The sequence below is a fragment of the Denitratimonas tolerans genome (assembly GCF_037203605.1).
In the GTDB taxonomy this organism is placed as follows: domain Bacteria; phylum Pseudomonadota; class Gammaproteobacteria; order Xanthomonadales; family Xanthomonadaceae; genus Denitratimonas; species Denitratimonas tolerans.
This window is the reverse complement of sequence record NZ_JBBDHC010000013.1, coordinates 52,451-76,498: the sequence shown is the minus strand read 5'-3', so window position 1 is coordinate 76,498 and position 24,048 is coordinate 52,451. Positions and strand designations below refer to the sequence as shown.

The window sequence follows — 24,048 nt, the reverse complement described above, 5'->3', positions numbered from 1 at the left end:
AGATCAAACCCCCTCTGTTCTTACACGGTGGCGCAGACGCATACAGGCAGACGCCACGATGTCGAAGTCCTCTTCGAGGATGTGGGCGGGCATCTTCAGCGCGATTTGTTTTCGGCCCGATGCTGTTTTCTGCAGTGCGGTTTCCCAGTTAGGCTCGTTGCCGTATTGAACGAATACGACAAAGGCGCGGATATCGTCGTCTGGATCACCTGTCCAGTTCACGTCGCCATAGAATATCCGGTAATTGATCCCATCTCCGTGTGAAGATTTAACCAATTCGTGTTTCTTTTCTTTGTAAACTTCTCCGACCTTATCCATGTGATACTCCATTTTTCGCTGCGGCACGGCGGCGTTGAATGTTTCGACACAACATAAGCACAACACAATAAGAAAATTTCTTGGTGTCAGAGCGCCAAGAATCTTTCTTGCCCGCAACCCAAACCAATCTGCGACACTCGCCACATGACCAAGATTCTTCTGGTAGACGACCACGCCATCGTGCGCGAGGGTTTCAAGCGCTTGATTGAGCGCGATGGCGCGTTGAGCGTGGCCGGGGAAGCCGCGTCGCGGCTGGAGGCGCTGGCGTTGCTGCAAACGCTCGAACCCGATCTGCTCATCACCGACATTAGCCTGGCCGATGGCTCGGGCATGGCGCTGCTGCGCGATGCGCGCGAGCGGTTTCCCGCGTTGCGCTGCATCGTGCTGTCGATGCACGACAACCCGGCCTTCGTGGCCGAGGCGCTTGCGCTGGGCGCGCAGGGCTACGTCACCAAGGCGGCGGGTTCGGAGGAACTGATTGCCGCCATCGCAGGCGTGCTCGATGGCGGGCGCTATCTGAGCTGCGATGTGCGGCCTTCATCGCATCACGCGGTGGCGGCCTCGCGCTTCGAGCCTTCGCCGCGCGAGCGCGAGGTGTTGGGTCTTCTGGTGCGAGGCTTCATCCCCAAGGCCGCCGCCGTGGAAATGGGCATCAGCGACAAGACCTTCTACGCCCACCGCGCCCGGCTGCTGGAAAAACTCGGCGCAAGAAATGATCGCGATCTGGCGCGGCTGGCGGTGGAGTTGGGGTTGGTTTAGCGGTTCAAGCCGCGTCGCGCACCTGCATCTCGATGTGCAAACCCGCTGCTGCCGCCATGTTCACCAGCGCATCCAGCGCGAAAAGGTTGATCTTGCCGCGCATCAGGTCCGAGACACGCGGCTGGGTCACGCCGAAGAGTTGGGCGGCCTGCGCCTGTGTCATCTCGCTGCGGGCGATGTGTTGCTTGAGCGCCGCCATCAGGACGGAACGCAGCTTCATGTTTTCCGCCTCCTCCGGGGTGTTCTCGATGGCATCCCAGACGCTGGCGAATCGTTGTTTGCTCATTGGCGCAGTTCCTTCAACACGTCGCGGTAACGCTTTGCAGCCACATCCAGATCGGTCTTGCTCGTCTTTTCCGTTTTCTTCTGGAAGCAGTGGAGCACATAGACCGCCTCCGCAAACCTGGCGACATAGAGGACGCGGAACGCCCCGGTCGCATCGCGAATCCTGATCTCCTCCACGCCTTGGCCCACGGTGCTCATGGGCTTCCAGTCGTCCGGCTCCTGACCGTTCTGCACCTGATCGAGCTGATGCCCCGCCTCGCGCCTGACCGGGAGAGGAAAGGCGCGAAGATCATCCAGGGAGTTGCCCCGGAACTCGATAGGCTTGGGAGCGGCCATGTGCGCAACATATAAAATATTGTATGCCCCGGCAAGTGCTCCACGCGATTGTGTGGCGAGCTGGACGGCGGCCTCCGGCACATCCTCCCCGAAGACAAGCCTGATGGCGTCCTCATCTCAAGGACGCCATCGCCGATGCCTTCCTGCAGCGAATCCTGCTGCGCCCGGCCGAGTACGGCGTCTCCGCGCCGATCAACTTCCACGGCGACCACCTCTCCGGCGCGCTGGCCCGCCCCGGAGTCACGATCCCGCCTCAGCCCGTCGGCAGCCGCAGGATGAACATGGCCCCGCCCTCGGCGCGGCGGCGCGCCTCGAAGCGCGCGCCGTGCTCCTGGGCGATGCGCGCCACGATCGCGAGGCCCAGGCCGGTGCCGCGCGGCTTGGTGCTGCGGTAGGGCTCGAACCAGTGCAGGTCGAAGCCTTCCGGCAGGCCGGGGCCGTCGTCGGCCACGCTCAGTTCGACGAACTCGCGCCCGCCCTCCTCGACGCGACGCGTCGCCACTTCGATGCCGGGGCGGGGGCGCTCGGCGCAGGCTTCGATCGCGTTCTTCACGAGATTGTGCAGCACCTGCCGGATGCGGCCGGCGTCGGCGCGCACGGCTGGAAGGTCCGTCGCGAGGGCGCGCACCAGTCTCAGACGCTGGTCGTGCTCGTAAAGGTCCAGCACGTCGCCCACCAGGCGATTGAGGTCGAGCGGTGCGAGGGCGAGGCTCGGCGGACGGGCGTAATCGCCGAAGCTGTTGACCATGGCCTTGAGCGCATCGACCTGGGTCACGATGGTGTGGGTGGCGCGATCGAGCACCTGGGCGTCGTCTTCCTCCAGCTTGGGCAGCACGCGGCGGCGCAGGCGTTCGGCCGCCAGCTGGATCGGCGTGAGCGGGTTCTTGATCTCGTGCGCCAGGCGGCGCGCCACTTCGGCCCAGGCCGCGTCGCGCTGGGCGCGGTCGATGACGGTGGCATCGTCGAACACCGCCACCGCGCCCTCGCCGGGAAGCCGCGCGCCGCGCAGCAGCAGCACCCGCGGTACGGCGCCGCTGCCGTCGAGGGTCACTTCCTCGCGCCACTCGCGGGCGCCCTCGCGCAGGCGCTTGAGCAGCGTTCCGACCAGGCCCGCCGCCTGCGGCGCAATGCGGCGCAGCTCGGCCAGCGGCCAGACCGTGTTCTGGTCGGGAGCCAGCCCGAGCATCTGGCGCGCGGTGGCGTTCATGCTGCGCAACTGAAGGTCCGCATCCACGACGAGCACGCCGGAGGTCAGATGGGCCAGCACGGTTTCCAGGAAGGCGCGCTGGCGCTCGTTTTCCTCGGCGCTGGCGCGCTCTCTCGCGCGGGAAAGCTCCAGCTCGCGGGTCATGCGGTTGAACGACTGCACCAGAAAGCCCAGTTCGTCGTCCTCGCCCTCGGGAAGCCGCGCGTCGAAATGGCCCTCGGCGATGCGCCGCGTGGCGGTGGAGAGGCGCGCGATCGGTGCCACCAGGCGTCGCGCCAGCCCGAACGAGGCCAGCACCGTGGCGAACAGCGACAGCAGCAGAACCAGGCTCAGGATCAGGATGAAGGCCAGCTTCAGCGATTCGCGCAGGAACTGCGCGCGCGAAGCGGCGTGCACGGCGGATTCGACCCGCAGCGCCTGCGCCGCGGCCTCGGGCGGCAGCTCGTACAGCGCCTGCAGGATGCGGTCGCCCGGCAGTGCGGCGAGGATGCGGATGCGCAGCCCGTCGCCGTCGCGCTCGGTGGCGGCGTACAGGGCGCGGTTGCGCAGCGCCAGGCGCGCCTCGTCCTGCGGCGGTTCGGGCAGCAGCAGGGCCGGATCGGCCGCGGCCACCGCGCGCGCGCGGCCGTCCGGCTCGAATATCGCCATCTGTCGCGCATGACTGGCATCGAGCGCGTCTTCCAGCGCCGCATCAAGCCCTTCGGCACCGGGAATGGAGAGATCCCGCGCGCTGCGCTCGGTCGCGGCGCGCGCCTCGGCGATGCGGTCATCGAGATAGCGCTGTCCCAGCGCCAGCGCGTCGGCCAGCGCGTCGGCGTTGTTCGCCGGCAGCCAGGAATCCACCGTCGCCCCGATGAAGCGCACGCCGAAGCCGTAGACCAGCACCAGCGGCGGCAGCGCCAGAAGCACCAGCAGGAGCAGCAGGCGGCGGGTCAGGCGCGCGCCGGGCTCGCCGCGGGCAAGCTGCCGGCGCAGCCGCCACAGCCGCTGTGCGATGGCGATCGAAAGCACGGCGAGCGCGCCCAGCGTGGTGGCGAACACGGCCGGATACCAGCGCGCGTAGCGCGGCCCCAGGCCCTGGGAACCGGCGACCAGGTACAGGCCGGCGAGCAGGGCCGTGAGCAGCAGCACGGCAACGGTGATCCGAACGGCGCGGGCGCGGCGCGAGGTGCTCATCGCGCCTCCCAGGCGAAGCGCGCGGAAGAAAGCCGCCACTGCGCCGGCTCGACGAAGGCGGGAAAGCGCAGCGGCGTCGGCAGCGCGGCCTGATCCAGCCGCACCTGCACCGATCCGGCGCAGCGCTCATCGCCGGGAAGATCGAGCGGCAGGCGCACCCGGTCCAGCGCCGCGGCCAGCAGCGGCAGGCGGGCGAAACCGCGAATCTCGGCATCGCCTTCGCGCTGCAGCTCGTACTGCCGCTTGAGCGGGGCGTGGCGCAGCCACAGTGCGCGCTGGCGCAGGTGGCCGCAAGCGTCGATGCGATAGACCAGGCGCAGCGCGATGCCGTGGTCGAGCGCGGCGTGCATGGTCTCGGACAGCTCGATGCGCTGGGTCACCTCCAGCACCAGCCCGTCCGGCCCGGAAACCGTGCGCGCCGCGCTGATGCTGGCGCGCTGTGGCTCGTCACCGCATCCGGCCAGCGTCAGGACCAGCAGCGCCGTCAGCAGGATCCTTGTCGAGGATCGCATAGAAGAACCCGTCGCCGCCCTCGCGCTGCGGGAAGCGCTGCGCGCCCGCGCCGGCGCGACGGCCGAGGCCATCGGGCGGCGGGATTGCGCGGGCAGATGGAGTGCGTGCGAGGAAGGCATCGATCTGGCGGTCGTTCTCGTCCCGGAGCACGGAACAGGTCGCATAGACTAGACGCCCGCCCGGGCGCAGCATAGGCCAGGCCGCGTCCAGCAGCTCCGCCTGCCGCCGCACCAGTGCCGCGATGTCCTCTTCGCGCCGGTGCCATTTGATGTCGGGCTGGCGGCGGATGACGCCGGTGGCCGAGCAGGGCGCGTCGAGCAGGATGCGATCGAACGGCATCCCGTCCCACCAGTCGCCGGGCCGCGCCGCGTCACCCTGGATGCAGCGCGCCGAAAGCCCGAGGCGCGCCAGCGTGCCTTCCACGCGCGCCAGCCGTGTGGCGTCGATATCCAGCGCCACCACTTCGCCAAGCGCCTGGAAGGTTTCGAGGATCTGCGCGGTCTTGCCACCGGGGGCGGCACCGATGTCGAGCACGCGGTCGCCGGGCTGGGCGTCCAGCAGCGGCACCGCGCGCTGCGCCGAGAGATCCTGCACCGAGACCAGACCCACGCTCCAGCCAGGCAGGCGCGTGGGCGCGAGCGGCCGCGCCAGGCGTAATGCCTGCGAGGCCGAGACCGCGGGTTCCGCGTCGATACCGTCTGCGGCCAGCAAGGCTGCGTACGCCTCGCGCGTGGTGCGGCGGGCATTGACCCGCAGCCACATCGGGGCCTGGGTGTTGTTGCCCTCGAGGATGCACGCGCTGTCCTGCGGCCAGTCCGCCGCGAGCCGATCCAGCAGCCAGCGCGGGTGCGCGGCCGCGGCCTCGGGGCTGGACGCCAGGGCGGCCCGCAGCGCCTCGCGCTCGCGCACGAAACGCCGCAGCACCGCATTGACCAGGCCCACCAGACGCGGCTGGCGCAGCGTGCGCGCGGCCTCGGCCGTCGCTGAAATCGCGGCATAGTCGGACAGCCCCATCGCGTCGAGCTGCGCGAGGCCGCCCAGCAGCAGGCCGTGGACGCGCCGCGCCGCCGCCGGCAGCGGGCGATCGAGCAGCCGCGCGAGCCAGAACTCGTAGCGCGGCAGCCAGCGTACGGATTCGAAGGAAATCGCCTCGCACAGCGCGCGATCGCGCGGATCGTGCAGCCGCGCCAGCGCATCGGGCAATGCCGCCTTGAGCGAACGCCCGTCGAAGCGCACCGCCGCGATCACCTCGGCCGCGAGGGCACGCGGCAGGGCTCCCGTCATCGCGCTCACCGCCGCAGGCCCGGACGCGCGTTGAGGTAGTCGGCCGCCGCGATCGCGCGCCCGCCGTCGCGCTGCAACACGTCCAACCGCAGCGCGCCTTCGCCACACGCCACCACGATGCCGTCGCGTCCGGCCGCCAGCACCGAACCGGGTTCGCCATGGCCGTCGACGGCCGCGGCGCGATGGAGGCGCAGGCGCTCGCCGTCAAGCTGCACCTCGGCCACAGGCCACGGGTTGAAGGCGCGGATGCGGCGCTCGAGCAGCGCGGCGGGCTGCGCCCAGTCGAGCCGCGCCTCGGCCTTGTCGAGCTTGTGCGCGTAGCTGGCTTGCGCCGCGTCCTGCGGCTCGGCCGAAGGCAGTTCGCCTGCGGCCAGGCGCGCCAGGCCTTCGGCCAGCACGTCCGCGCCCAGCGCGGCGAGGCGATCGTGCAGGCTGCCGCCGGTGTCCGTGTTCGAAATCGGCGTGTCCGCGCGCAGCAGCACCGGGCCGGTATCCAGACCCTTCTCCATCTGCATGAGGCACACGCCCGTCTGCGTATCGCCGGCCTCGATGGCGCGCTGGATCGGTGCCGCGCCGCGCCAGCGCGGCAGCAGCGAGGCGTGCACGTTCCAGGCACCGAAACGCGGGATGTCGAGCACCGCCTGCGGCAGGATCAGGCCGTAGGCCACGACGATCAGGAGATCCGGCTCCAGTGCCGCCAGCTGCGCCTGCACCTCGGCCTCGCGCAGGGACGCAGGCTGCAGCACCGGCAATCCGTGTTCGAGCGCAACCTGCTTGACCGGGCTCATCTGCGGCTGGCGTCCGCGCCCGGCCGGGCGATCGGGCTGGGTCAGGACCGCGAGCACCTCGCCACCGGCCAGCGCCGCGCGCAGCGAAGGCACGGAGAATTCCGGCGTGCCGGCGAACAGCAGTCGAAGCGTCATCGCATTCCTTCCGAAACGACGACGCGCGGGCAAGCCGCGCGCCGGAAAACCTCGTGATGCGGCCTTCAGGCCGCGCTGCGGCGCAGTTTGGAGAGCTTGCGCCGCACCATGTCGCGCTTGAGCGGGGAGAGATAGTCGATGAAGAGCTTGCCTTCCAGATGGTCCATCTCGTGCTGGATGCAGACCGCCAGCAGACCCTCGGCCGCCAGCTCGAAGGGCGAGCCGAACTCGTCCAGCGCCTGCACCACGATGGACGCCGCGCGGGTCACGTCGGCATTGATGGTCGGCACCGAAAGGCAGCCTTCCTGGCACACCTGCTCGCCTTCGCGCGCGATGATGCGCGGGTTGACGAACACGCGGCGCTCATCGCGCGCCTCGGACACGTCGATCACCATGTAGCGGCGGTGGTCGTCGACCTGGCTCGCGGCCAGCCCGATGCCCGGTGCCTCGTACATGGTCTCGAACATGTCGGCGACGTGGGCACGAAAAGCGTCGTCCAACTCGGCCGGATCGATCGCGCGCGCGACCGTGCGCAGGCGCGGATCGGGGAATTCGAGGATGGTGAGCTTGGCCATGAAGGAAAGATGGGCTCCTGGCCCGAAGGAATCAAGGCGGCAGTCGCCGCTCCGGGCAGTTCTGCACCGGACATTGTACCGACTTGACCGCCCGCTACCGCAGGTCCGTGCCCCCTGTTTCGTTTCTTCACGGTTTTCCGTTATATTCAAGCCCAAGTCAGGGGACAAACCTGCTTGGGGAATCAGGTACATGGAAGCCATGCTTAAAAAACTTCTTGCAGTTTCCGCGGCAGCGTTGCTGACCTTCGCGACGGGTGCCCTCGCCCTGCAGATGCGCGCCGACCATCCCGACACCTATGTTGTGGTGAAGGGCGACACGCTCTGGGGCATCGCCAAGCGGTTCCTCAACGAGCCTTGGCTCTGGCCGGAAATCTGGCAAGCCAATCCGCAGATCGAGAACCCGCACCTCATCTATCCGGGCGACGTGCTGAGCCTGGCTTATCTGGGCCGCGGCCGCGGCCAGCCGGCGCTGACGGTCAGCCGCCTCTCGCCGCAAGTGCGGGCCGAAGCGCTGCCGATCCCGGCGGTGCCGCTGTCGGAGGTGCAGGACTTCCTGACCAACCAGCACGTGCTGGACGAGGACCAGTACAAGGCCCTGCCCTACGTGCTCGGGATCGAGGAAAGCCGGCTGATGAGCGCCGAAGGCCAGGTGGTCTACGTGCGCGGCCAGAACCTGGAGCCGGGCGCGCGCGTCTCGATCGTTCGCCCGACGGTGCGCTACGCGATGATGCCGATCGCCACCGAAAAGCACCCCGACCGCGAGCCGGTCCTGCGCAACGACGCCTGGAGCGCCGAGCGCGGCGCCGAGCCGACCAGCAACAGCATCCGCTGGGCGCACCACTACATCACCAAAAAGCGCTTCGAGTTCCTCGGCTGGGAAGTCAACGAAATCGCGCAGGGCCAGGTCACCCGCAGCGGCGACCCGGCCACCGTGCTGATCGTCCCCGGCGGGCACGAGGTGAAGAAGGGCGACCTGCTGATGCCCTTTGACGCCTTCCCCTACGACCTGAGCTTCCACCCGCGCGCTCCGGCCGGGATTCCAGCCAATGCACGCGTGCTTGCGGTTACCGATCACCTCCACTTCGGCGGCCGGAACGACGTGGTCGCCATCTCCGCCGGCGCACGCGAAGGCCTGGAGAACGGCCAGGTGTTCTCGATCTGGCACCAGGGCGAGCGGGTGCGCGACGACATTCGCCATCCGCAGCGGATCGAGGCCAACCTCAACCGCAACAAGGTCAGCCTGCCGGACGAATTCGCCGGCCACGTCATGATCTTCCGCACCTTCGACAAGGTCAGCTACGGCTTGGTCATGGACGGCATCCGCCCCGTCCAGCTCGGCGACCGGCTCGATGCGCCGGACCGTTACTGAGCCATATCCACCGCCGCGGGCGAGCCTCTCGCCCGCGGCGCTGCAAGACGGACGCACGGCATGGCGGATGACGCGATCGATGCTTGGCTGCGCCTGATCCGCGCGCCCGGATTGGGCGGCACCGGAACCCGGCGGCTGCTGGCCTCGCTCGGATCGGCGCAGGCGGTGGTCGGCGCGAATGCGGCGCAGCTGCGCGCCGCCGGCGCACCGGACATCACCATCCAGTGGTTCGATGCCCCCGATACCGATGCCCTCGCCGCCGATCGCGCCTGGCTCGACGCCTCGCCGAATCATCACCTCATCACCTGCGACAGCGCCGACTTCCCGACGCTTCTGGGGCGCGCCCAGCGCGCCCCGGCGGCGCTGTTCGTGGCCGGCGACCCGCAATGGCTCTGGTTTGCGCAAATCGCCATCGTGGGCAGCCGCAATCCCACCGACGGCGGCATCGCCAACGCCCGCGACTTTTCCCGCGCTCTGGCGCGCTCCGGGCTGGTCGTCACCTCCGGACTGGCCGACGGCATCGATGCGGCCGCCCATCGCGCGGCGCTCGATGTCGGCCAGGCGACGGTCGCGGTGGTCGCCACCGGGCCCGATCTGGTCTACCCGACGCGCAACCGCGCGCTCGCCGACGCGATCATGGCGCAGGGCGCAATCGTCACCGAGTACCCGCCCGGCACGCCGGCCCAGCGCCAGAACTTCCCGATGCGCAACCGCATCATCGCCGGCCTGACGCTGGGCACGCTGGTGGTGGAGGCGGCCCAGCGCAGCGGCGCGCTGATCACCGCGCGCGAGGCGGCGGAATCGGGCCGCGAGGTGTTCGCCCTGCCCGGCTCGATCCACAACCCGCTGGCCAAGGGCTGTCACCGGCTGATCCGCGAAGGCGCGGCGCTGGTGGAAACGGCGCAGGAGATCATCGAGGCCATCGGGCCGAGGGCGCAGGAGCTGGCCACCGCGCTGCGCGGCAGGCTCACGGAAGGCCCGACCGCCAGCTCCGGCGACGCGACCGCCGCGGCCGGGCCGGAGGAAGACGCCGACTACCGCCGCCTGCGCGCCGCCTTGGGCCACGATCCGGTGCCCATCGACGTGCTCGCCCAGCGCACCGGGTTGACGGTCGAAACCCTATCCTCCATGCTGATTCTCATGGAACTGGACGGGCGGGTGGCGGCGGCACACGGGCGTTACGCGCTGCGCCACCACGGAGGTTCCGGGACGCGCCACCACCCGGCGCAGGCAGAGGATGGATGAAAGAGACCTTGCTGGACGTACTTCTCTATCTGTTCGAGAACTATTTCTACGACGATCCCGACGCCGTCAGGGACCGCACCACGCTTCAGGCCGGCCTGATCCAGGCAGGCTTCAGCCCCAGTGAAATCAGCAAGGCGTTCGACTGGCTCGAGGCGCTGGATGACCAGCGCGTCCAGTTCGCGCCGACCGGGGAGATCCGGCGCGACACGCCGATCCGGCTGTACGCCGGGCCGGAGCTGGAGCGCCTGGACGCGGACTGCCGCGGCTTCCTGATGTTCCTGTGCCACAACGGCATCATCGATGCCGCCCAGCACGAGCACGTGGTGGAGCGGGCGATGGCGCTGGACCAGGACGAGATCGACCTGGACGACCTCAAGTGGGTCGTGCTCATGGTGCTGTTCAATCAGCCGGGCCAGGAGGAGGCGTTCGCGTGGATGGAAAGCCTCATGTTCCAGGACGACGGCGAGCCCGTGCACTGATACGCGGCCGCGCGCCGCAGACCGCGACACCATCAACCGGGGCGGCACGATCCGCCCCTTTCACAGTGGATCACATGCCATGTCGGACCAGTGGATCGACCCGGGTCACATCGTCGGCAGCCGCCAGCTCGAGGACGTCGTCCAGGCCGGCTTCCTCAAGCGCTGGGCGGCGCTGTTTCTCGACCAGCTCATCCTCGGTGCCGGCTTCTACGCGCTGCTGTTCATCGTCATCATCATCGCCGGAGTGGTCGGAGGATTCGAGCGCCTTCAGGCACTGGACTCGGACGATCCGCCGGGCTGGGTGCTCGCCGCCTATCTCGGATTCACCCTCGTCTACTACGCGGCGGCAGGTGCCTACTACACGCTGATGGAAAGCTCCCGCCACCAGGCCACGCTGGGCAAGCAGGCGCTGGGCATCAAAGTGGTGGACCGCAACGGCAACCGGCTCACGCCCGCCCACGCGCTCGGGCGCTGGTTCGCCGCCAGCCTTTCGTACCTGACGCTCTACATCGGCTTCCTGATGGCCGCCTTCACCGACCGGAAACAGGCGCTGCACGACATGGTCGCCGGCACCTTCGTGGTCGACCGCTGGGCCTATACCGAGCATCCCGAACGGCAGCGGCGCAGCCTCGGCGGCTGCGTCATCGCACTGGTCGTCGGCATGATCCTGGCGGTCGCGCTGATGGTCGTCGGTGTCCTTGCCGCCATTGCCGTGCCGGCCTACCAGCAGTACCTGACGCGCGCGCAGTTCTCCCAGGTCGAGATCGCGCTTGCGCCGCTGCGCGCGAGCGTCGCTGAATCCGTCCTCGTCGACGGCCGCTGCCCGGACAACGCCAGCGCCGGCTTCGACGTACCGGAAAGCTACGCCGCGCCCGGCATCAACCGCATCGTGATCGGGGAGTTCGAAGAGGGATTCTGCGGCATCTCGATCTGGATGCCGCCGGCGATCGGCAACGTCGAACGCCAGTTCCTGGCGGAACTCGATCCCATCGACAACACCTGGTACTGCACCAACAAGGCCGGCATCGACCGTCTTCCGAGCTGGTGCCATTGAGGCATTCCACACACCGATCGGGCGTGCCGCCGGCACGCCGGCCATGCAGCACGGCGACCCGACATCGCGCAGCATGCAAGGCGCAGCCGCTTGACAGGCCGGCACGCCGCATGCTTTGACTAGACGCACGAACCCCACCCAGGCACGCGGCATATTGCCGGCCGACGCGCCGCTACAACAACAACAAACTCAATGCCCAAGAACCTCCTCATCGTCGAATCGCCCGCCAAGGCGAAGACCATCAACAAGTACCTCGGCAAGGACTTCCAGGTCCTGGCTTCCTACGGCCACGTGCGCGACCTGGTGCCCAAGGAAGGCGCGGTCGATCCCGATGCCGGCTTCGCCATGCGCTACGAGCTGATCGACAAGAACGAGCGCCATGTCGATGCCATCGCCAAGGCGGCGCGCGGCGCGGATACGCTGTATCTGGCCACCGACCCCGACCGCGAGGGCGAGGCGATTTCCTGGCACATCGAGGAAATCCTGAAGGCGCGCGGCCTGACCGAGGGCAAGCCGGTGCACCGCGTGGTGTTCACCGAGATCACCCCGCGCGCGATCAAGGAGGCCATGGCGACCCCGCGCGCGGTGTCCACCGACCTGGTCAACGCCCAGCAGGCGCGCCGCGCGCTCGACTACCTGGTGGGCTTCAACCTCTCGCCGGTGCTGTGGCGCAAGGTGCAGCGCGGCCTCTCGGCCGGGCGCGTGCAGTCGCCGGCGCTGCGCATGATCGTGGAGCGCGAGGAGGAAATCGAAGCCTTCGTTTCGCGCGAGTACTGGACGATCGAGGCGCAGCTCGCGCATGCGGCACAGCCGTTCAGCGCCCGTCTGGTGAAGCTTGCCGGCAAGAAATTCGAGCAGTTCGACCTGACCGACGAGGCCGCGGCGGAAGCGGCGCGGACCCGGCTGCTGGCCGCGGCCGGCGGCGCGCTGGAGGTCGCATCGGTCGAGAGCAAGGAGCGCAAGCGCCGCCCGGCACCTCCGTTCATCACCTCCACCCTGCAGCAGGAAGCGGCGCGCAAGCTCGGCTTTTCCACCAGTCGCACCATGCGCGTGGCGCAGAAGCTCTACGAGGGCGTGGCGCTGGGCGCGGAGGGCACGGTGGGCCTGATCAGCTACATGCGTACCGACTCCACCCACCTTTCGGCCGAGGCGGTCGACGAACTGCGCCAGACCATCGCGCGCGACTTCGGCGCACACGCCCTGCCCGCGACCGCCACGGTCTACAAGACCAAGTCCAAGAACGCGCAGGAAGCGCACGAGGCGATCCGCCCGACCTCGGCGCTGCGTTCGCCCAAATCCGTCGCCGGCTTCCTCGATCCGGACGGGGCGCGACTCTACGAGTTGATCTGGAAGCGCGCCGTGGCCTGCCAGATGATTCCCGCCACGCTCAACACCGTCAGCGTCGAGCTGGCCGCCGGCCCGGACGATGGCTTCCGTGCCACCGGCACCACGATCGTCGATCCGGGCTTCCTGGCCGTCTACGAGGAAGGCAAGGACACGCGCAGCGCCGACGACGACGACGAGGGCCGCAAGCTGCCGGCGATGCGTCAGGGCGAGCGCGTTCCGCTGTCGGCCATCCTGGCCGACCAGCACTTCACCGAGCCGCCGCCGCGCTACTCCGAAGCCAGCCTGGTCAAGGCGCTGGAGGAATACGGCATCGGCCGCCCGTCGACCTACGCCAGCATCATCCAGACCCTGCTCAACCGCGAATACGTGCTGCTGGACGCGCGCCGCTTCCGCCCGACCGACGTCGGCCGCGCGGTGGCGAAGTTCCTCTCCAGCCACTTCACCCGCTACGTGGATTACGACTTCACCGCCAAGCTCGAGGACGAGCTGGACGCGGTCAGCCGCGGCGAGGAGGACTGGGTGCCGCTGATGGCGCGCTTCTGGGAGCCGTTCAAGGCGCTGGTGAACGAAAAGACCGACAGCGTGGACCGCTCCGAGGCGACCGGCGCGCGCGTGCTGGGCGAAGATCCGACCAGCGGCAAGCCGGTGACCGTGCGCCTGGGCCGCTACGGGCCGTTCGCGCAGATCGGCACCAAGGAAGACGAGGACAAGCCGCGCTTCGCCTCGCTGCGCCCCGGCCAGAGCATCCACACCATCACCCTGCCCGAGGCGCTGGAGCTGTTCAAGCTGCCGCGCACGCTCGGCACCGATGGCGAGGACGAGGTGACGGTGGCGGTCGGCCGCTTCGGGCCGTTCGCCAAGCGCGGCAGCACCTACGCCTCGCTCAAGAAGGAAGACGACCCCTACACCATCGATCTGGATCGTGCCCTGTTCCTGATCCGCGAAAAGGAGGAAATCGCCGCCAACCGGATCATCAAGACCTTCGAAGGCTCGCCGATCCAGGTGCTCAACGGCCGCTTCGGGCCCTATCTTTCCGATGGCGAGCTCAACGGCAAGATCCCCAAGGACCGCGACCCGGCATCGCTGACGCTGGCCGAAGTCCAGCAGCTGATGGAAGAGACCGGCAGGCCGGCGCGCAAGGGATTCGGCCGCAAGGCCGCGGCGAAGAAGGCACCCGCGAAGAAGGCCGCGGCCAGGAAGGAAGCCCCGGCGAAGAAGGCGGCAGTGAAGAAAACGGCGGTCAAGAAGGCGGTGGCAAAGAAAGCACCGGCCAAGAAGTCCGCCGCGAAAAAGGCCCCCGCCAAAAAAACCGCCGCGAAAAAAGCGGCTGTGAAGAAAGCCCCGGCGAACTGACGCTTCCGCCGCCGCTCGGCACCCGACGCCTCGCGGTGCCGGAGCCCTCACCGCCACCCCGGCGAGGTCCGGGATGGCGGTTCGAGGCCTGCTCCGAGGCGCTCCCCGACTCCCGGATGGCGCTGCCCTACTGCTCCTGCGCGTCCAGCTGCCGCTGCCTCGCCTTCTGCTGCTCCTGCAGCTGCCCTTCCACCGCGCGCGCCCTGTCGATCGGCTCCTGGATGGCGCGCTGCAGCGCCTTGTGCTCGTCCTTGGGCGGCGGGGGAGGCTCGCTGCTGCCGCAGGCCGGCAGCAGGGCGCTGGCAAGCAGCAGCGCCGCGAGGCCCGCAAGTCGAATGCTCATGGCGTGTCCTTCCTTCCCGATTCCCGGCTGAGGGTCTGCACCGGCCAGCCGCGCAGGGTGGCGACGCCGTGGATGGCTTCGATGTCGACGTCGATCTGGCGCTGCTGGCGGCGCAGCGCGCCGGCCTGATCCGGCAGCCTGGCGGCCTGCGCATCGAGCGCCTCGCGCCGGGTTTTCAACGCGGCCAGCGATTCGCCCAGACGAAAAGCCTCGGCATAGGCATCGGCGGTACAGGCGGCATCGGCGGCCGCACCGCGGCGACCGGCGTTCCAGCCGTCCACCTCGGTGCAGGACGCTGCGGCGCACGCGACCGGGGCGGCCAGCAGCAGGGCAAGGAAAAAACGAGGCGACATGCGGGACTCCCGGAACAGACTGGCTATATCCTATCGCCGCCCCGCACCGGAGATGCGCATGACCGACCCACGCTGGCGACTGGACGGCCAGACCGCCCTCATCACCGGCGGCAGCGCCGGCATCGGGCTTGCGGTCGCGCGCGAGCTGCTCGGGCTGGGTGCCGACGTGCTGCTGGCGGCGCGCGACGCGCAGACGCTGGGCGACGTCGAGGACGACCTCGCCGAGGAGTTCCCCGAACGCCGCGTGCTGGCGCTCGCCGCCGACGTGTCCATCGCCTCGGAACGGCAGGCGCTGTTCGACTGGATCGAGGACGGCGGCGGCGATCTGCACCTGCTCGTCAACAACGCCGGCACCAACGTCTCGCGCGCCGCGATGGACTACGGCGAAGAAGAATGGCGCGGCATCTTCGAGACCAATCTGTTCGCCGCGTTCGAGATCTGCCGCTACGCCCACCCGCTGCTGAGCCGGCATCCGGCCAGCGCCATCGTCAACGTCGGCTCGGTTTCGGGCCTGACCCACGTGCGCACCGGCGCGCCCTACGGGGCCAGCAAGGCGGCCCTGCACCAGCTCACCCGCAACCTCGCCTGCGAATGGGCGGGCGACGGGATCCGGGTCAACGCGGTCGCGCCCTGGTACATCCGCACCCGCCGCACCGCCGGGGCGCTGGCCTCGCACGAATACCGCGAGGAGGTACTGGCGCGCACGCCCATGGGCCGCATCGGCGAACCGCAGGAAGTCGCCGCCGCGGTCGCCTTCCTGTGCCTGCCGGCGGCCAGCTACGTCACCGGCGAGTGCATCGCGGTGGACGGGGGGTTTTTGCGCTACGGGTTCTGACCGCGCCGCCCGCCGGCGCATTGCGCGCGTCCGTCGCGGTGCGCGACCGTTTTTTTCCCGAGACCGATAGACTGCGGCGGCTGCCGGCCGGCGGCGCTGGCGCAGCGCAAGGAGGATGACATGCCCACGACACGAATCGGCTTCGGCAGCGCGCTGGCGCTGCTCCTCGCACTCGGCGGCGCATCGGCGACGTCCGCGCAGACGGAACCGGCGATCACGGTCGAGCGCCAGCTGAATGCCACGACGCTCACCCGGCTGCGCGCGCTCGCTCCCGACCAGGAGGCCCGCATCACCCTGCACCGCGACGACAGTGCGTCGGCCGGCGGCGACTGGAACCTGCGCCGCCTGGAGGTCTATGCGCCCGACGCGCAGCTCTGGGTCGCCACGGCGCGCGGACTGGAGCCGATGCCGCGCAGCAATCTGGTGCACTTCGTCGGCGTGCGGGCGGGCGAACGCCTTTCGCTGTCGCTGGCTCCCGGCCTCTCGCACGGCGAGGGCCTGCTGCTGGGCGAGGAGGGCAGTTTCCGACTCGATGTGACGCCGCGCGCGGACGGCGGGCTCACCCTCTCCGGCATTTCCACCGAAGCGGCGCTGCCCGACGGCAGCCTGCCCGAAGCGGACTGTCTCGGCGGCCTGGAAGGCGATGCCTCCTGGCGCAAGGCGCTCACGCTGCATGCGCCCACCGCTGCCGCCACGCCCAAGGTCGCCACGCGCAAGGTGACGCTGGCGATCGACACCGACAACGAACTGCTGCAGCAGAAGTTTTCGAACAACACCACCAGCGCAGGAAACTACATGGCGGCGCTGGTGGCGGGCATGAGCGCGATCTACGAGATGGAGCCGGGCGCGGGCGGGGCCAAGATCAAACTGGAGATCGGCAGCCAGATCCTGCGCCCGTCCACCATCACCGATCCCTACCCTTCCGAAGTCGGCTCCGACACGCTCGACCAGCTCAACGAGTTCGGGCTCTACTGGAAAAACAACTACCCCTACGCCAGCTACCCGCGCGCCTTCGCGCTGATGATCTCGGGCAAGTCGGCCGCTCCCTACAGCGCCAACGGAATCGCCTGGCTCGTGTCCGGCAATGATTACTGCGCCGCCACCGGGACCAACTACGGCGGGCAGATCTACGGTCACTACAGCGTCAACCGCGTGTACAAGTACGCGGGGGCCACGGCGGCCGATGACGTATCGCTGGTGGCGCACGAGCTGGGCCACAACTTCGGGCTCAGCCATACCCACTGCACCAATACCTCCGGTGCGTTCCCGAGCGCCGTCTCGACGCTCGACCGGTGCTTCTCGGGCGAATCGGGCTGCTACACCGGCACCACCTCCTGCCCCACCAGCCCGGCACCCGGCGCACCCAAGGGCACGCTGATGAGCTATTGCCACATGAACGGCTGCGGCCAACCCAACGCCAGCATCATCCATCCGGTGCAGGTCACCACCATCAACACCCGCATCGCCGCCCAATCCCCCAGCTGCGTGGTGGCCATAGCCTCTCCGAACCAGCCGCCGTCGATCACGGCACCGGCATCGGTCAGCGTCACCGAAGACGTGGCCTCGCCGCTTGCCGGCATCACTTTCGCCGACTCCGATGCCGGCAGCGGATCGCTGACCGCCACTTTTACCGTGCCCGCGGGCAGCCTCACCACAACCGGCAGCGGCGTCACCGTCGGCGGCACACCCACGGCGCGTACGCTGACCGGCACACTCACTGCGCTCAATGCCTTCATCGCCGCCGGCAACCTGCGCTACACCACAGCAGCCAACGCCACCGGCAGCGTGACGCTCGGCATCGTCATCAACGACAACGGCAACACCGGCAGCGGCGGCGCGCAGAGCGCAAGCCGCAGCCTTGCCCTGACGATCACCGCCGTCAACGACGCCCCCGGCATCTCCGCGCCCGCCAGCATCTCCCTGGCCGAAGACGTGACGTCCTCGCTTTCCGGCATTTCCTTCTCCGACATCGATGCCGGCAGCGGATCGCTCACCGCCACCTTCACCGTGCCGGCGGGCAGCCTTAGCACCGCCGGCAGCGGCGTCAGCGTCGGCGGCACGCCCACGGCGCGTACGCTGACCGGCACACTCACTGCGCTCAATGCCTTCATCGCCGCCGGCAACCTGCGCTATCTCACCGCGCCCAACGCCACCGGCAGCGTGACGCTCGGCATCGCCATCAACGACAACGGCCATGCCGGCAGCGGCGGCGCGCAGAGCGCCACGCGAAACCTCAGCATCGCGATCCAGGCGGTGAACGATGCGCCGGGCGTCGCCGCGCCGACGCTGATGGGCCTGCCCGATACCGGCACCGTGGCGGTTTCGGGCGTTTCCTTCAGCGACGTGGATGCGGGCGGCGGAGCGCTCACCGTCACCCTGAGCGCGCCGGCGGCCGTCACCGTCAACGGCACCAGCGGCGGCGGCGTTACCGCCTCCGGGAGCGGCTCGACCCGCAGCTTCCAGGGCACGCTGGCCAATCTCAACGCCTACTTCGGCAGCGCTCAGGTCAGCCTGACGACAGCCGGCTTCACCGCCATCGGCACGCTGACCATCGGCATCAACGACAACGGCAACACCGGCTCCGGCGGCCCGAAGACGGCCAGCGCAAGCGTCGCGCTCAAGGGCGGCATCCTGTTCGCCAACGGCTTCGAGTGAGGCACCGAGGGTATGCCCCGACGCCAGCGTCGGCCACGTAGGGCCGACCTACGCCCGACGTACGCTCTGCCACACCGCCACGCAGCGTCGGCCGCGCAGGGCCGACCTACGCCCGCCCCGTCGCTTCGGGGTGCCGCTTGAGCCACGCCGCGAGCTGTTCGCGGTAGTACGCCAGATCCTCGGCGTAGCTGTCGTGCACGCAGGGGTTGCAGCCGCTGTCGCAGCAGTCCGACGGCAGCGGTGCCTCGGGCGGTTCGGGCCGGGGATCGTGGTCGGGATGGATGAGGGGAAGCGGCATCGTCACGCTCACCTGCCGCGCGCGCGGGCGAAGGCATCGGCCAGCGCGGAGCCCGCCACGGGGGCCGCGCCGCGCGCATCGTGCGGGCGCGAGGCGTTTCCGCCGCGCTCCGGGCGCGCGCCGCCGCGCGAAGGTTCGCGCGCATCGCTGGCGCGGCTGCTACGCGCCTGTCCCGGCTCGTCGCTCAATCGCATCGACAGCCCGATCCGCTGGCGCGCGATGTCCACCTCCATCACCTTCACCCTGACGATATCGCCCGCCTTCACCACCTCGCGCGGATCCTTCACGAACTTCTCCGACAGCGCCGAGACGTGCACGAGGCCGTCCTGGTGCACGCCCAGGTCGACGAAGGCACCGAAGGCGGCGACGTTCGACACCACACCTTCCAGCACCATGCCCGGGCGCAGGTCGCGGATGTCTTCCACGCCCTCGGCGAAGGCGGCGGTCTTGAATTCGGGGCGCGGGTCGCGGCCGGGTTTTTCCAGCTCCTTGAGGATGTCGCGCACCGTGGGCAGGCCGAAGGTCGCGTCGGTGAAATGCTCGGGCTTCATCGAGCGCAAGAAAGCCACGTCGCCGATCACCCCGTGCACCGCGCGTCCGCTGCTGGACAGGATCCGCTCCACCACCGGGTAGGCTTCCGGATGCACGGCCGAGGCGTCGAGCGGGTTCTCGCCACCGGCGATGCGCAGGAAGCCGGCGCACTGTTCGAAAGCCTTGTCGCCCAGCCGCGGCACCTTGAGCAGGGCGCGACGGTTGGGAAACGGGCCGTTGGCATCGCGATGCCGTACCACGTTCTCCGCCACGCTGGCCGACAGCCCCGCGACGCGGGCGAGCAGCGGTGCGGAGGCCGTGTTCACGTCCACGCCGACCGCGTTCACGCAGTCCTCCACCCGCGCGTCCAGCGTGCGCGCAAGCTTCACCTGGTTCACGTCGTGCTGGTACTGGCCCACGCCGATGGATTTGGGGTCGATCTTCACCAGCTCGGCGAGCGGATCCTGCAGGCGGCGCGCAATGGAGACGGCGCCGCGCAGCGAGACGTCCAGCGCCGGAAACTCCTTCGCCGCCAGCTCCGATGCCGAATACACCGACGCGCCGGCCTCGCTGACCACGATCTTGCCGATGGAGCGCTCCGGCAGCTTGCGGATCAGCTCGCCCGCCAGCCTGTCGGTTTCGCGCGAGGCGGTGCCGTTGCCGATGGCGATGAGGTTCACCGAATGCTTCAGGCACAGCGCGCCCAGTTCGGCGAGCGAGGCATCCCACTGGCGGCGCGGCTCGTGCGGATACACCGTGGCGGTATCGAGGAGCTTGCCGGTGGCATCGACCACGGCCACCTTCACGCCGGTGCGGATGCCCGGGTCCAGGCCCATGACGACCCTGGGACCGGCAGGCGCGGCCATCAGCAGATCCTTGAGGTTGTCGCCGAAGATGCGGATGGCCTCATCTTCCGCTGCGGCGCGCGCCTGCGCGAAGCGATCGACGGTGAGGTGCAGGTGCAGTTTCACGCGCCAGGTCTGACGCACGGTGTCGAGCAGCCAGCGGTCCGCCGCACGGCCCCGGTCGGCGATGCCCACCCGCACCGCGATGCGGCCCTCGGCTTCGGCGTGGCCGGCGGCGATGGCCTCATCCAGCGCATCGGAGGCCACGACCTTCGGCGCGCTGCTGGCAAAGGGCACGAGCGCCACGTCGATGATCCCCTCCTTGCTGGCGCGAAACAGCGCGAGCAGGCGGTGCGAGGGAATCTGCGCGATGGCTTCGACGTGGTCGAAGTAGTCGCTGTACTTGGCCCCTTCGGCCTCCTTGCCGGCGATCACGCGCGCGCGGATGCGGCCGTTCGCCTGCAGGAAATCGCGCATCGCGCCCACCAGCTCGGCGTCTTCGGCGAAGCGCTCGGTGAGGATGGCGCGGGCACCGTCGAGCGCGGCCTTCACGTCGGCCACGCCCTTGTCCGCGTCCACATAGGCGGCCGCTTCGGTCTCGGGCGAGCGCGAGGGATCGGAAAACAGCGCGTCGGCAAGCGGCTCCAGCCCGGCCTCGCGCGCGATCTGCCCTTTGGTGCGGCGCTTGGGCTTGTAGGGCAGATACAGGTCTTCCAGCCGCGCCTTGGTGTCGGCGGCGGCAAGGTCGGCGCGCAGCGCGTCGGTCATCCTGCCCTGCTCCTCGATGCTCGCGATCACCGCCGCGCGGCGATCTTCCAGCTCGCGCAGGTAGGCCAGCCGATCTTCCAGCAGGCGCAGCTGGGTATCGTCCAGCCCGCCGGTGGCTTCCTTGCGGTAGCGCGCGATGAACGGAACCGTCGCGCCTGCGTCCAGAAGCGCAATGGCGGCCTCGACCTGTACGGGGCTGGCGGCGATGTCGGTGGCGATGGTCCGGGTGATGTGCCGCGTGGTGTCGATCATGAATTCTCGGGAAGATGCAACGCGCGCAATCTGCGCAGGGGCCGGGATTCTATCGGCTGAAGCCGGCGCTGGCGCGTCCGGCATCCGCCCGCCGGGCCCGCGGCGGCATCGCGCGCCATCAGGTACTCGGTCACCGAAGGCACGGTCCTTCAGCTCGGGAAGCCCTGCATCCAGCCCAGGGCGCGCGGGTCGGAAGCGGCGGCGTCCGCCGGCACCCGGCCCACCGCCAGGCTGCACGAGGCCGCCGCCAGCGCCCGCGCAACGGTCATCGAGGGCAGGAACGAGGGTGGATGGGTTCGCATCAGGCCGCCGTGTAGCCACCGTCGACTTCCAGCGTGGCACCGACCATGAAGCCGGCACCTTCGGACAGCAGGAAGGTCGCGGCGTGGGCCACCTCATCCGCCTGCCCGAGGCGGCCGATGGCGTGGCGGCCGACCAGCACCTTCATCAGCTCGGGCGCCAGGCCCGACAGCAGCGGCGTGTCGATGTAGCCCGGATGGATCGAATTGATGCGAACGCCGCGACTGGCGTAGGCCAGCGCCGCCGAGCGGGTCAGCCCGGTAACGCCATGCTTGGCCGCGACGTAGGCCGGCGCGCCGGGGTCGCCCACCAGGCCCAGGATCGAGGACATGTTGACGATGGCACCGCCGCCGGCGGCCAGCATCGCGGGAATCTGCGCGCGCATGGCGTGCATCACCCCGCCCAGGTTGATGTCGATGATCTGCTGCCACTCCTGCGGGTCCATTTCGGCCAGCGGGCGGGTGGCCTCGCCGACGCCTGCGTTGTTGAAGGCCAGATGCAGCGCGCCGAAGTTCTTCACCGCGCAGTCCACGGCTTCCTGTCCGGTTTCCGGCCTCGCCACGTCGCCCATGTGCGCCACGGCCTTGCCGCCGGATGCGGTGATGTCCGCCACCACCCGTTCGGCGGCCTCGGCGTTGCGGTCCGACACCACCACGCTGACGCCGTTGGCCGCCAGCAGCTTCGCCGCCGCCTCGCCGATGCCCGAACCGCCGCCGCTGATCAGCGCCACATTGCCCTTGAAGGTGTATTTCATGGTCGATCTCCTGATGGTGAGCCCGAAGGTGGATAGCGCGGAAGCGGCTGCCGGCCAGCACGGTCAATCGCGACCCGGCCGCAGGCGGAGGCGCGCGACCCGGGCGCAAGGCCCGCCCGGAATTCTCCCGCCGCGTCGGATCGGGGCGTCGAACCCGGAAGGCCATTGTGGCCGAACGGCATGGCTTCAGGTACAGGCACCGCTGGGTAGAATTCGGACATGCCCTCCACCCCAGCGCCAGCGCACGCCCGCCGATGAGCACCATCATGACCATCCTGGCGTTCCTGCTGGCGGTGGCGATCAGCGGGCCGCTGGCGCGGGCGCTGCGGGTACCTCTGCCGCTGATCCAGATCGCCCTGGGCTACGGCATCGCCGAATACACCGGGGAAAGCGTCGCGCTCAATCCGGAAGTGTTCTTCCTGCTGCTGCTGCCGCCGCTGTTGTTCCTGGACGGCTGGCGCATCCCCAAGGACGGGCTGTTCCGCGACAAGGGCATGGTGATCGGCCTGGCGCTGGGGCTGGTGGTGTTCACCGTGCTGGGCCTGGGCACGTTCCTGCACTGGATGATCCCGGCGATGCCCTGGGCGGTGGCATTCGCAGCGGCGGCGATCCTCTCGCCCACCGATCCGATCGCGGTCTCGGCCATCGCCTCGCGCACCCCGATCCCGCCCCGGCTGATGCACGTCCTGGAAGGCGAATCGCTGCTCAACGACGCCTCCGGCCTGGTCTGCATGCGCTTTGCCGTCGCCGCCGCGCTCACCGGCTCGTTCTCGCTCGCCCAGGCCGCGCTCAACTTCGTCTGGGTCGCACTGGCCGGGCTGGCGGTCGGCGCGGTCGTCGCCTGGGGCGTCACCCGCTCGCTCGATCTGGTGCAGCGGCGCATCGGCGAGGACGCCGGTTCCAGCATCCTGATCGGGCTGCTCACTCCGTTCGCGGCCTATCTCACGGCCGAGGCCATCGACGCCTCGGGCATCCTCGCGGCGGTCGCGGCCGGCATCAGCATGGCGCTGCTGGAAAGCACGCGCCTGCTCGCCGGCACCCGCGTGCAGCGCCGCGCCTTCTGGGACACGGTGCAGTTCGCAACCAACGGGGTGATCTTCGTGCTGCTGGGCGAACAGCTGCCCGCACTGGTCGATGGCGCAATCCAGGTGGTGGGCGAAACCGGCCACGCCAGCCCGTGGTGGCTGGCGGTTTACGTCACCGCCGTGGTCGGCGCCCTGGCCGGCCTGCGCTACGCCTGGGTCGCCGCCTCCATGCGCGTTTCAGCCTGGAGCGCGCGGCGGCGCGGGCTGCCGCATGCGGCCACCGACCGCCGCGTCGTCGTCGCCATGTCGCTGGCCGGAGTGCGCGGTGCCGTGACGCTCGCCGGCATCCTGACGCTGCCGCTGACGCTCGACGACGGATCGCCCTTCCCTGCCCGCGACCTGGCGATCTTCCTCGCCGCCGGCGTCATCCTCGCCTCGCTCCTCATCGCCAGCTTCGCCCTGCCGCGCCTTTTGCGCGGCATCCCCCGGGGCGATTCGCACGCCAGCGAGGCACCCGCGCGCCGGACCGCCGCCGCGGCCGCACTGCGCGCCATCGAGGACCACGGCGCAGTCGAAACGCCAAAGCATCCGGACCCGGAGCTGTACGCCGCCATCGCCACCCATCTGGCCGAGGACTACCGCCGCCGCCTCGGCCACGGCCAGCCTCACGAAGGCGAAGCCGGGCATCCGCCGCACGCCCACGACATCGAGCGCGAACTGCGCCTGATCGGCGTCGCCGCCGAACGTCGCGCGCTCGCCCGACTGCGCCGCGAACGCACCATCGACGACACCAGCTACCAGAAACTCATCCGCGAGCTGGACCTGGCCGAGCTGCGCTGGGGCGGCTGAGCGCCGCACCTCAGGCC

The 24,048-nt window shown here is 69.5% G+C and carries 23 protein-coding genes; 9 read left to right on the top strand and 14 right to left on the bottom strand.

Going from position 1 to position 24,048, the window contains the following annotated elements; all coding sequences use genetic code 11:
• Positions 1–3: 3 nt before the first annotated feature.
• Complete coding sequence (locus WB794_RS09815; RefSeq protein ID WP_337335684.1) at positions 4–492, bottom strand: tudor domain-containing protein; 489 nt, start codon at positions 490–492, stop codon at positions 4–6.
• On the opposite strand from WB794_RS09815, the gene WB794_RS09810 reads away from it, so the two are divergent.
• Positions 463–1,077 carry a response regulator gene (locus WB794_RS09810; protein WP_337335683.1) on the top strand — a complete coding sequence of 205 codons (615 nt, stop codon included), beginning with the start codon at positions 463–465 and terminating at the stop codon, positions 1,075–1,077. The two genes, WB794_RS09815 and WB794_RS09810, sit on opposite strands and share 30 nt — an antisense overlap.
• A 4-nt stretch (positions 1,078–1,081) precedes the next feature.
• Here the strand turns inward: WB794_RS09810 and WB794_RS09805 are convergent, their stop codons facing one another.
• From WB794_RS09805 to def, 7 genes are all read right to left on the bottom strand, one after another.
• The gene (locus tag WB794_RS09805) at positions 1,082–1,363 is read right to left on the bottom strand and encodes a helix-turn-helix domain-containing protein (RefSeq protein ID WP_337335682.1); all 282 of its coding nucleotides are present in this window, start codon (positions 1,361–1,363) and stop codon (positions 1,082–1,084) included.
• Positions 1,360–1,698, bottom strand: coding sequence for a type II toxin-antitoxin system RelE/ParE family toxin (locus tag WB794_RS09800; RefSeq protein WP_337335681.1), 339 nt, complete (start codon positions 1,696–1,698; stop codon positions 1,360–1,362). The genes WB794_RS09805 and WB794_RS09800 overlap by 4 nt, the downstream gene beginning before the upstream one ends.
• A 253-nt stretch (positions 1,699–1,951) precedes the next feature.
• On the bottom strand, positions 1,952–4,081 hold the full coding sequence (locus WB794_RS09795; protein ID WP_337335680.1) for a sensor histidine kinase: 2,130 nt from the start codon (positions 4,079–4,081) through the stop codon (positions 1,952–1,954).
• Positions 4,078–4,593 (bottom strand): DUF4390 domain-containing protein, encoded by a 516-nt coding sequence (locus WB794_RS09790; protein WP_337335679.1) that lies wholly within the window; start codon positions 4,591–4,593, stop codon positions 4,078–4,080. The genes WB794_RS09795 and WB794_RS09790 overlap by 4 nt, the downstream gene beginning before the upstream one ends.
• The gene (rsmB, locus tag WB794_RS09785; RefSeq protein ID WP_337335678.1) at positions 4,529–5,878 is read right to left on the bottom strand and encodes a 16S rRNA (cytosine(967)-C(5))-methyltransferase RsmB; all 1,350 of its coding nucleotides are present in this window, start codon (positions 5,876–5,878) and stop codon (positions 4,529–4,531) included. Before rsmB ends, WB794_RS09790 begins: the two co-directional genes overlap by 65 nt.
• A 5-nt stretch (positions 5,879–5,883) precedes the next feature.
• Positions 5,884–6,801: a methionyl-tRNA formyltransferase gene (gene fmt, locus WB794_RS09780; protein WP_337335677.1), complete on the bottom strand. Its 918-nt coding sequence runs from the start codon at positions 6,799–6,801 to the stop codon at positions 5,884–5,886.
• Between the two features lie 65 nt (positions 6,802–6,866).
• Positions 6,867–7,376, bottom strand: a complete 510-nt coding sequence (gene def, locus WB794_RS09775) for a peptide deformylase (RefSeq protein WP_337335676.1) — start codon at positions 7,374–7,376, stop codon at positions 6,867–6,869.
• A 199-nt stretch (positions 7,377–7,575) separates the two neighbouring features.
• Between def and WB794_RS09770 the strand changes: the two genes are divergently transcribed.
• From WB794_RS09770 to WB794_RS09750, 5 genes are all read left to right on the top strand, one after another.
• Complete coding sequence (locus WB794_RS09770) at positions 7,576–8,745, top strand: LysM peptidoglycan-binding domain-containing protein (RefSeq protein ID WP_337335716.1); 1,170 nt, start codon at positions 7,576–7,578, stop codon at positions 8,743–8,745.
• Positions 8,746–8,805: 60 nt separating this feature from the next.
• Positions 8,806–9,990 carry a DNA-processing protein DprA gene (gene dprA / locus WB794_RS09765; RefSeq protein ID WP_337335675.1) on the top strand — a complete coding sequence of 395 codons (1,185 nt, stop codon included), beginning with the start codon at positions 8,806–8,808 and terminating at the stop codon, positions 9,988–9,990.
• Positions 9,987–10,469 carry a DUF494 family protein gene (locus WB794_RS09760; protein ID WP_337335674.1) on the top strand — a complete coding sequence of 161 codons (483 nt, stop codon included), beginning with the start codon at positions 9,987–9,989 and terminating at the stop codon, positions 10,467–10,469. The genes dprA and WB794_RS09760 overlap by 4 nt, the downstream gene beginning before the upstream one ends.
• A 79-nt stretch (positions 10,470–10,548) precedes the next feature.
• Positions 10,549–11,523 carry an RDD family protein gene (locus tag WB794_RS09755; protein ID WP_337335673.1) on the top strand — a complete coding sequence of 325 codons (975 nt, stop codon included), beginning with the start codon at positions 10,549–10,551 and terminating at the stop codon, positions 11,521–11,523.
• 192 nt (positions 11,524–11,715) lie between these two features.
• Positions 11,716–14,223, top strand: coding sequence for a DNA topoisomerase I (locus WB794_RS09750; RefSeq protein WP_337335672.1), 2,508 nt, complete (start codon positions 11,716–11,718; stop codon positions 14,221–14,223).
• A 127-nt stretch (positions 14,224–14,350) separates the two neighbouring features.
• Here WB794_RS09750 and WB794_RS09745 read toward each other — a convergent pair whose 3' ends face one another.
• Together WB794_RS09745 and WB794_RS09740 are read right to left on the bottom strand one after the other, a co-directional pair.
• Positions 14,351–14,566, bottom strand: coding sequence for a hypothetical protein (locus WB794_RS09745; protein ID WP_337335671.1), 216 nt, complete (start codon positions 14,564–14,566; stop codon positions 14,351–14,353).
• Positions 14,563–14,919, bottom strand: coding sequence for a hypothetical protein (locus WB794_RS09740; RefSeq protein WP_337335670.1), 357 nt, complete (start codon positions 14,917–14,919; stop codon positions 14,563–14,565). Before WB794_RS09740 ends, WB794_RS09745 begins: the two co-directional genes overlap by 4 nt.
• Before the next feature lie 58 nt (positions 14,920–14,977).
• On the opposite strand from WB794_RS09740, the gene WB794_RS09735 reads away from it, so the two are divergent.
• Together WB794_RS09735 and WB794_RS09730 are read left to right on the top strand one after the other, a co-directional pair.
• Complete coding sequence (locus WB794_RS09735; RefSeq protein ID WP_337335669.1) at positions 14,978–15,754, top strand: SDR family oxidoreductase; 777 nt, start codon at positions 14,978–14,980, stop codon at positions 15,752–15,754.
• Between the two features lie 120 nt (positions 15,755–15,874).
• Positions 15,875–18,409, top strand: a complete 2,535-nt coding sequence (locus WB794_RS09730; RefSeq protein ID WP_337335668.1) for a M12 family metallo-peptidase — start codon at positions 15,875–15,877, stop codon at positions 18,407–18,409.
• 106 nt (positions 18,410–18,515) lie between these two features.
• On the opposite strand, the gene WB794_RS09725 is transcribed toward WB794_RS09730, so the two are convergent.
• The 4 genes from WB794_RS09725 to WB794_RS09710 all read right to left on the bottom strand — a co-directional run bounded on the left by WB794_RS09725 (position 18,516) and on the right by WB794_RS09710 (position 22,157).
• Positions 18,516–18,707: an oxidoreductase-like domain-containing protein gene (locus tag WB794_RS09725; protein ID WP_337335667.1), complete on the bottom strand. Its 192-nt coding sequence runs from the start codon at positions 18,705–18,707 to the stop codon at positions 18,516–18,518.
• An 8-nt stretch (positions 18,708–18,715) separates the two neighbouring features.
• Positions 18,716–21,103, bottom strand: a complete 2,388-nt coding sequence (locus WB794_RS09720; RefSeq protein ID WP_337335666.1) for a Tex family protein — start codon at positions 21,101–21,103, stop codon at positions 18,716–18,718.
• Positions 21,104–21,252: 149 nt separating this feature from the next.
• Complete coding sequence (locus tag WB794_RS09715; RefSeq protein WP_337335665.1) at positions 21,253–21,405, bottom strand: hypothetical protein; 153 nt, start codon at positions 21,403–21,405, stop codon at positions 21,253–21,255.
• Positions 21,405–22,157 (bottom strand): SDR family NAD(P)-dependent oxidoreductase, encoded by a 753-nt coding sequence (locus tag WB794_RS09710; protein WP_337335664.1) that lies wholly within the window; start codon positions 22,155–22,157, stop codon positions 21,405–21,407. Before WB794_RS09710 ends, WB794_RS09715 begins: the two co-directional genes overlap by 1 nt.
• 254 nt (positions 22,158–22,411) lie before the next feature.
• On the opposite strand from WB794_RS09710, the gene WB794_RS09705 reads away from it, so the two are divergent.
• On the top strand, positions 22,412–24,031 hold the full coding sequence (locus WB794_RS09705; protein ID WP_337335663.1) for a Na+/H+ antiporter: 1,620 nt from the start codon (positions 22,412–22,414) through the stop codon (positions 24,029–24,031).
• Positions 24,032–24,048 lie beyond the last annotated feature (17 nt).

What these genes read in the sequence shown, in the direction of transcription:
- WB794_RS09810 (WP_337335683.1), top strand. Translation starts at nt 463, where the DNA reads ATGACCAAGATTCTTCTGGTAGACGACCACGCCATCGTGCGCGAGGGT.
- WB794_RS09805 (WP_337335682.1), bottom strand. Translation starts at nt 1,363, where the DNA reads ATGAGCAAACAACGATTCGCCAGCGTCTGGGATGCCATCGAGAACACC.
- WB794_RS09800 (WP_337335681.1), bottom strand. Translation starts at nt 1,698, where the DNA reads ATGGCCGCTCCCAAGCCTATCGAGTTCCGGGGCAACTCCCTGGATGAT.
- WB794_RS09795 (WP_337335680.1), bottom strand. Translation starts at nt 4,081, where the DNA reads ATGAGCACCTCGCGCCGCGCCCGCGCCGTTCGGATCACCGTTGCCGTG.
- WB794_RS09790 (WP_337335679.1), bottom strand. Translation starts at nt 4,593, where the DNA reads ATGCGATCCTCGACAAGGATCCTGCTGACGGCGCTGCTGGTCCTGACG.
- rsmB (WP_337335678.1), bottom strand. Translation starts at nt 5,878, where the DNA reads ATGACGGGAGCCCTGCCGCGTGCCCTCGCGGCCGAGGTGATCGCGGCG.
- fmt (WP_337335677.1), bottom strand. Translation starts at nt 6,801, where the DNA reads ATGACGCTTCGACTGCTGTTCGCCGGCACGCCGGAATTCTCCGTGCCT.
- def (WP_337335676.1), bottom strand. Translation starts at nt 7,376, where the DNA reads ATGGCCAAGCTCACCATCCTCGAATTCCCCGATCCGCGCCTGCGCACG.
- WB794_RS09770 (WP_337335716.1), top strand. Translation starts at nt 7,576, where the DNA reads ATGCTTAAAAAACTTCTTGCAGTTTCCGCGGCAGCGTTGCTGACCTTC.
- dprA (WP_337335675.1), top strand. Translation starts at nt 8,806, where the DNA reads ATGGCGGATGACGCGATCGATGCTTGGCTGCGCCTGATCCGCGCGCCC.
- WB794_RS09760 (WP_337335674.1), top strand. Translation starts at nt 9,987, where the DNA reads ATGAAAGAGACCTTGCTGGACGTACTTCTCTATCTGTTCGAGAACTAT.
- WB794_RS09755 (WP_337335673.1), top strand. Translation starts at nt 10,549, where the DNA reads ATGTCGGACCAGTGGATCGACCCGGGTCACATCGTCGGCAGCCGCCAG.
- WB794_RS09750 (WP_337335672.1), top strand. Translation starts at nt 11,716, where the DNA reads ATGCCCAAGAACCTCCTCATCGTCGAATCGCCCGCCAAGGCGAAGACC.
- WB794_RS09745 (WP_337335671.1), bottom strand. Translation starts at nt 14,566, where the DNA reads ATGAGCATTCGACTTGCGGGCCTCGCGGCGCTGCTGCTTGCCAGCGCC.
- WB794_RS09740 (WP_337335670.1), bottom strand. Translation starts at nt 14,919, where the DNA reads ATGTCGCCTCGTTTTTTCCTTGCCCTGCTGCTGGCCGCCCCGGTCGCG.
- WB794_RS09735 (WP_337335669.1), top strand. Translation starts at nt 14,978, where the DNA reads ATGACCGACCCACGCTGGCGACTGGACGGCCAGACCGCCCTCATCACC.
- WB794_RS09730 (WP_337335668.1), top strand. Translation starts at nt 15,875, where the DNA reads ATGCCCACGACACGAATCGGCTTCGGCAGCGCGCTGGCGCTGCTCCTC.
- WB794_RS09725 (WP_337335667.1), bottom strand. Translation starts at nt 18,707, where the DNA reads ATGCCGCTTCCCCTCATCCATCCCGACCACGATCCCCGGCCCGAACCG.
- WB794_RS09720 (WP_337335666.1), bottom strand. Translation starts at nt 21,103, where the DNA reads ATGATCGACACCACGCGGCACATCACCCGGACCATCGCCACCGACATC.
- WB794_RS09715 (WP_337335665.1), bottom strand. Translation starts at nt 21,405, where the DNA reads ATGCGAACCCATCCACCCTCGTTCCTGCCCTCGATGACCGTTGCGCGG.
- WB794_RS09710 (WP_337335664.1), bottom strand. Translation starts at nt 22,157, where the DNA reads ATGAAATACACCTTCAAGGGCAATGTGGCGCTGATCAGCGGCGGCGGT.
- WB794_RS09705 (WP_337335663.1), top strand. Translation starts at nt 22,412, where the DNA reads ATGAGCACCATCATGACCATCCTGGCGTTCCTGCTGGCGGTGGCGATC.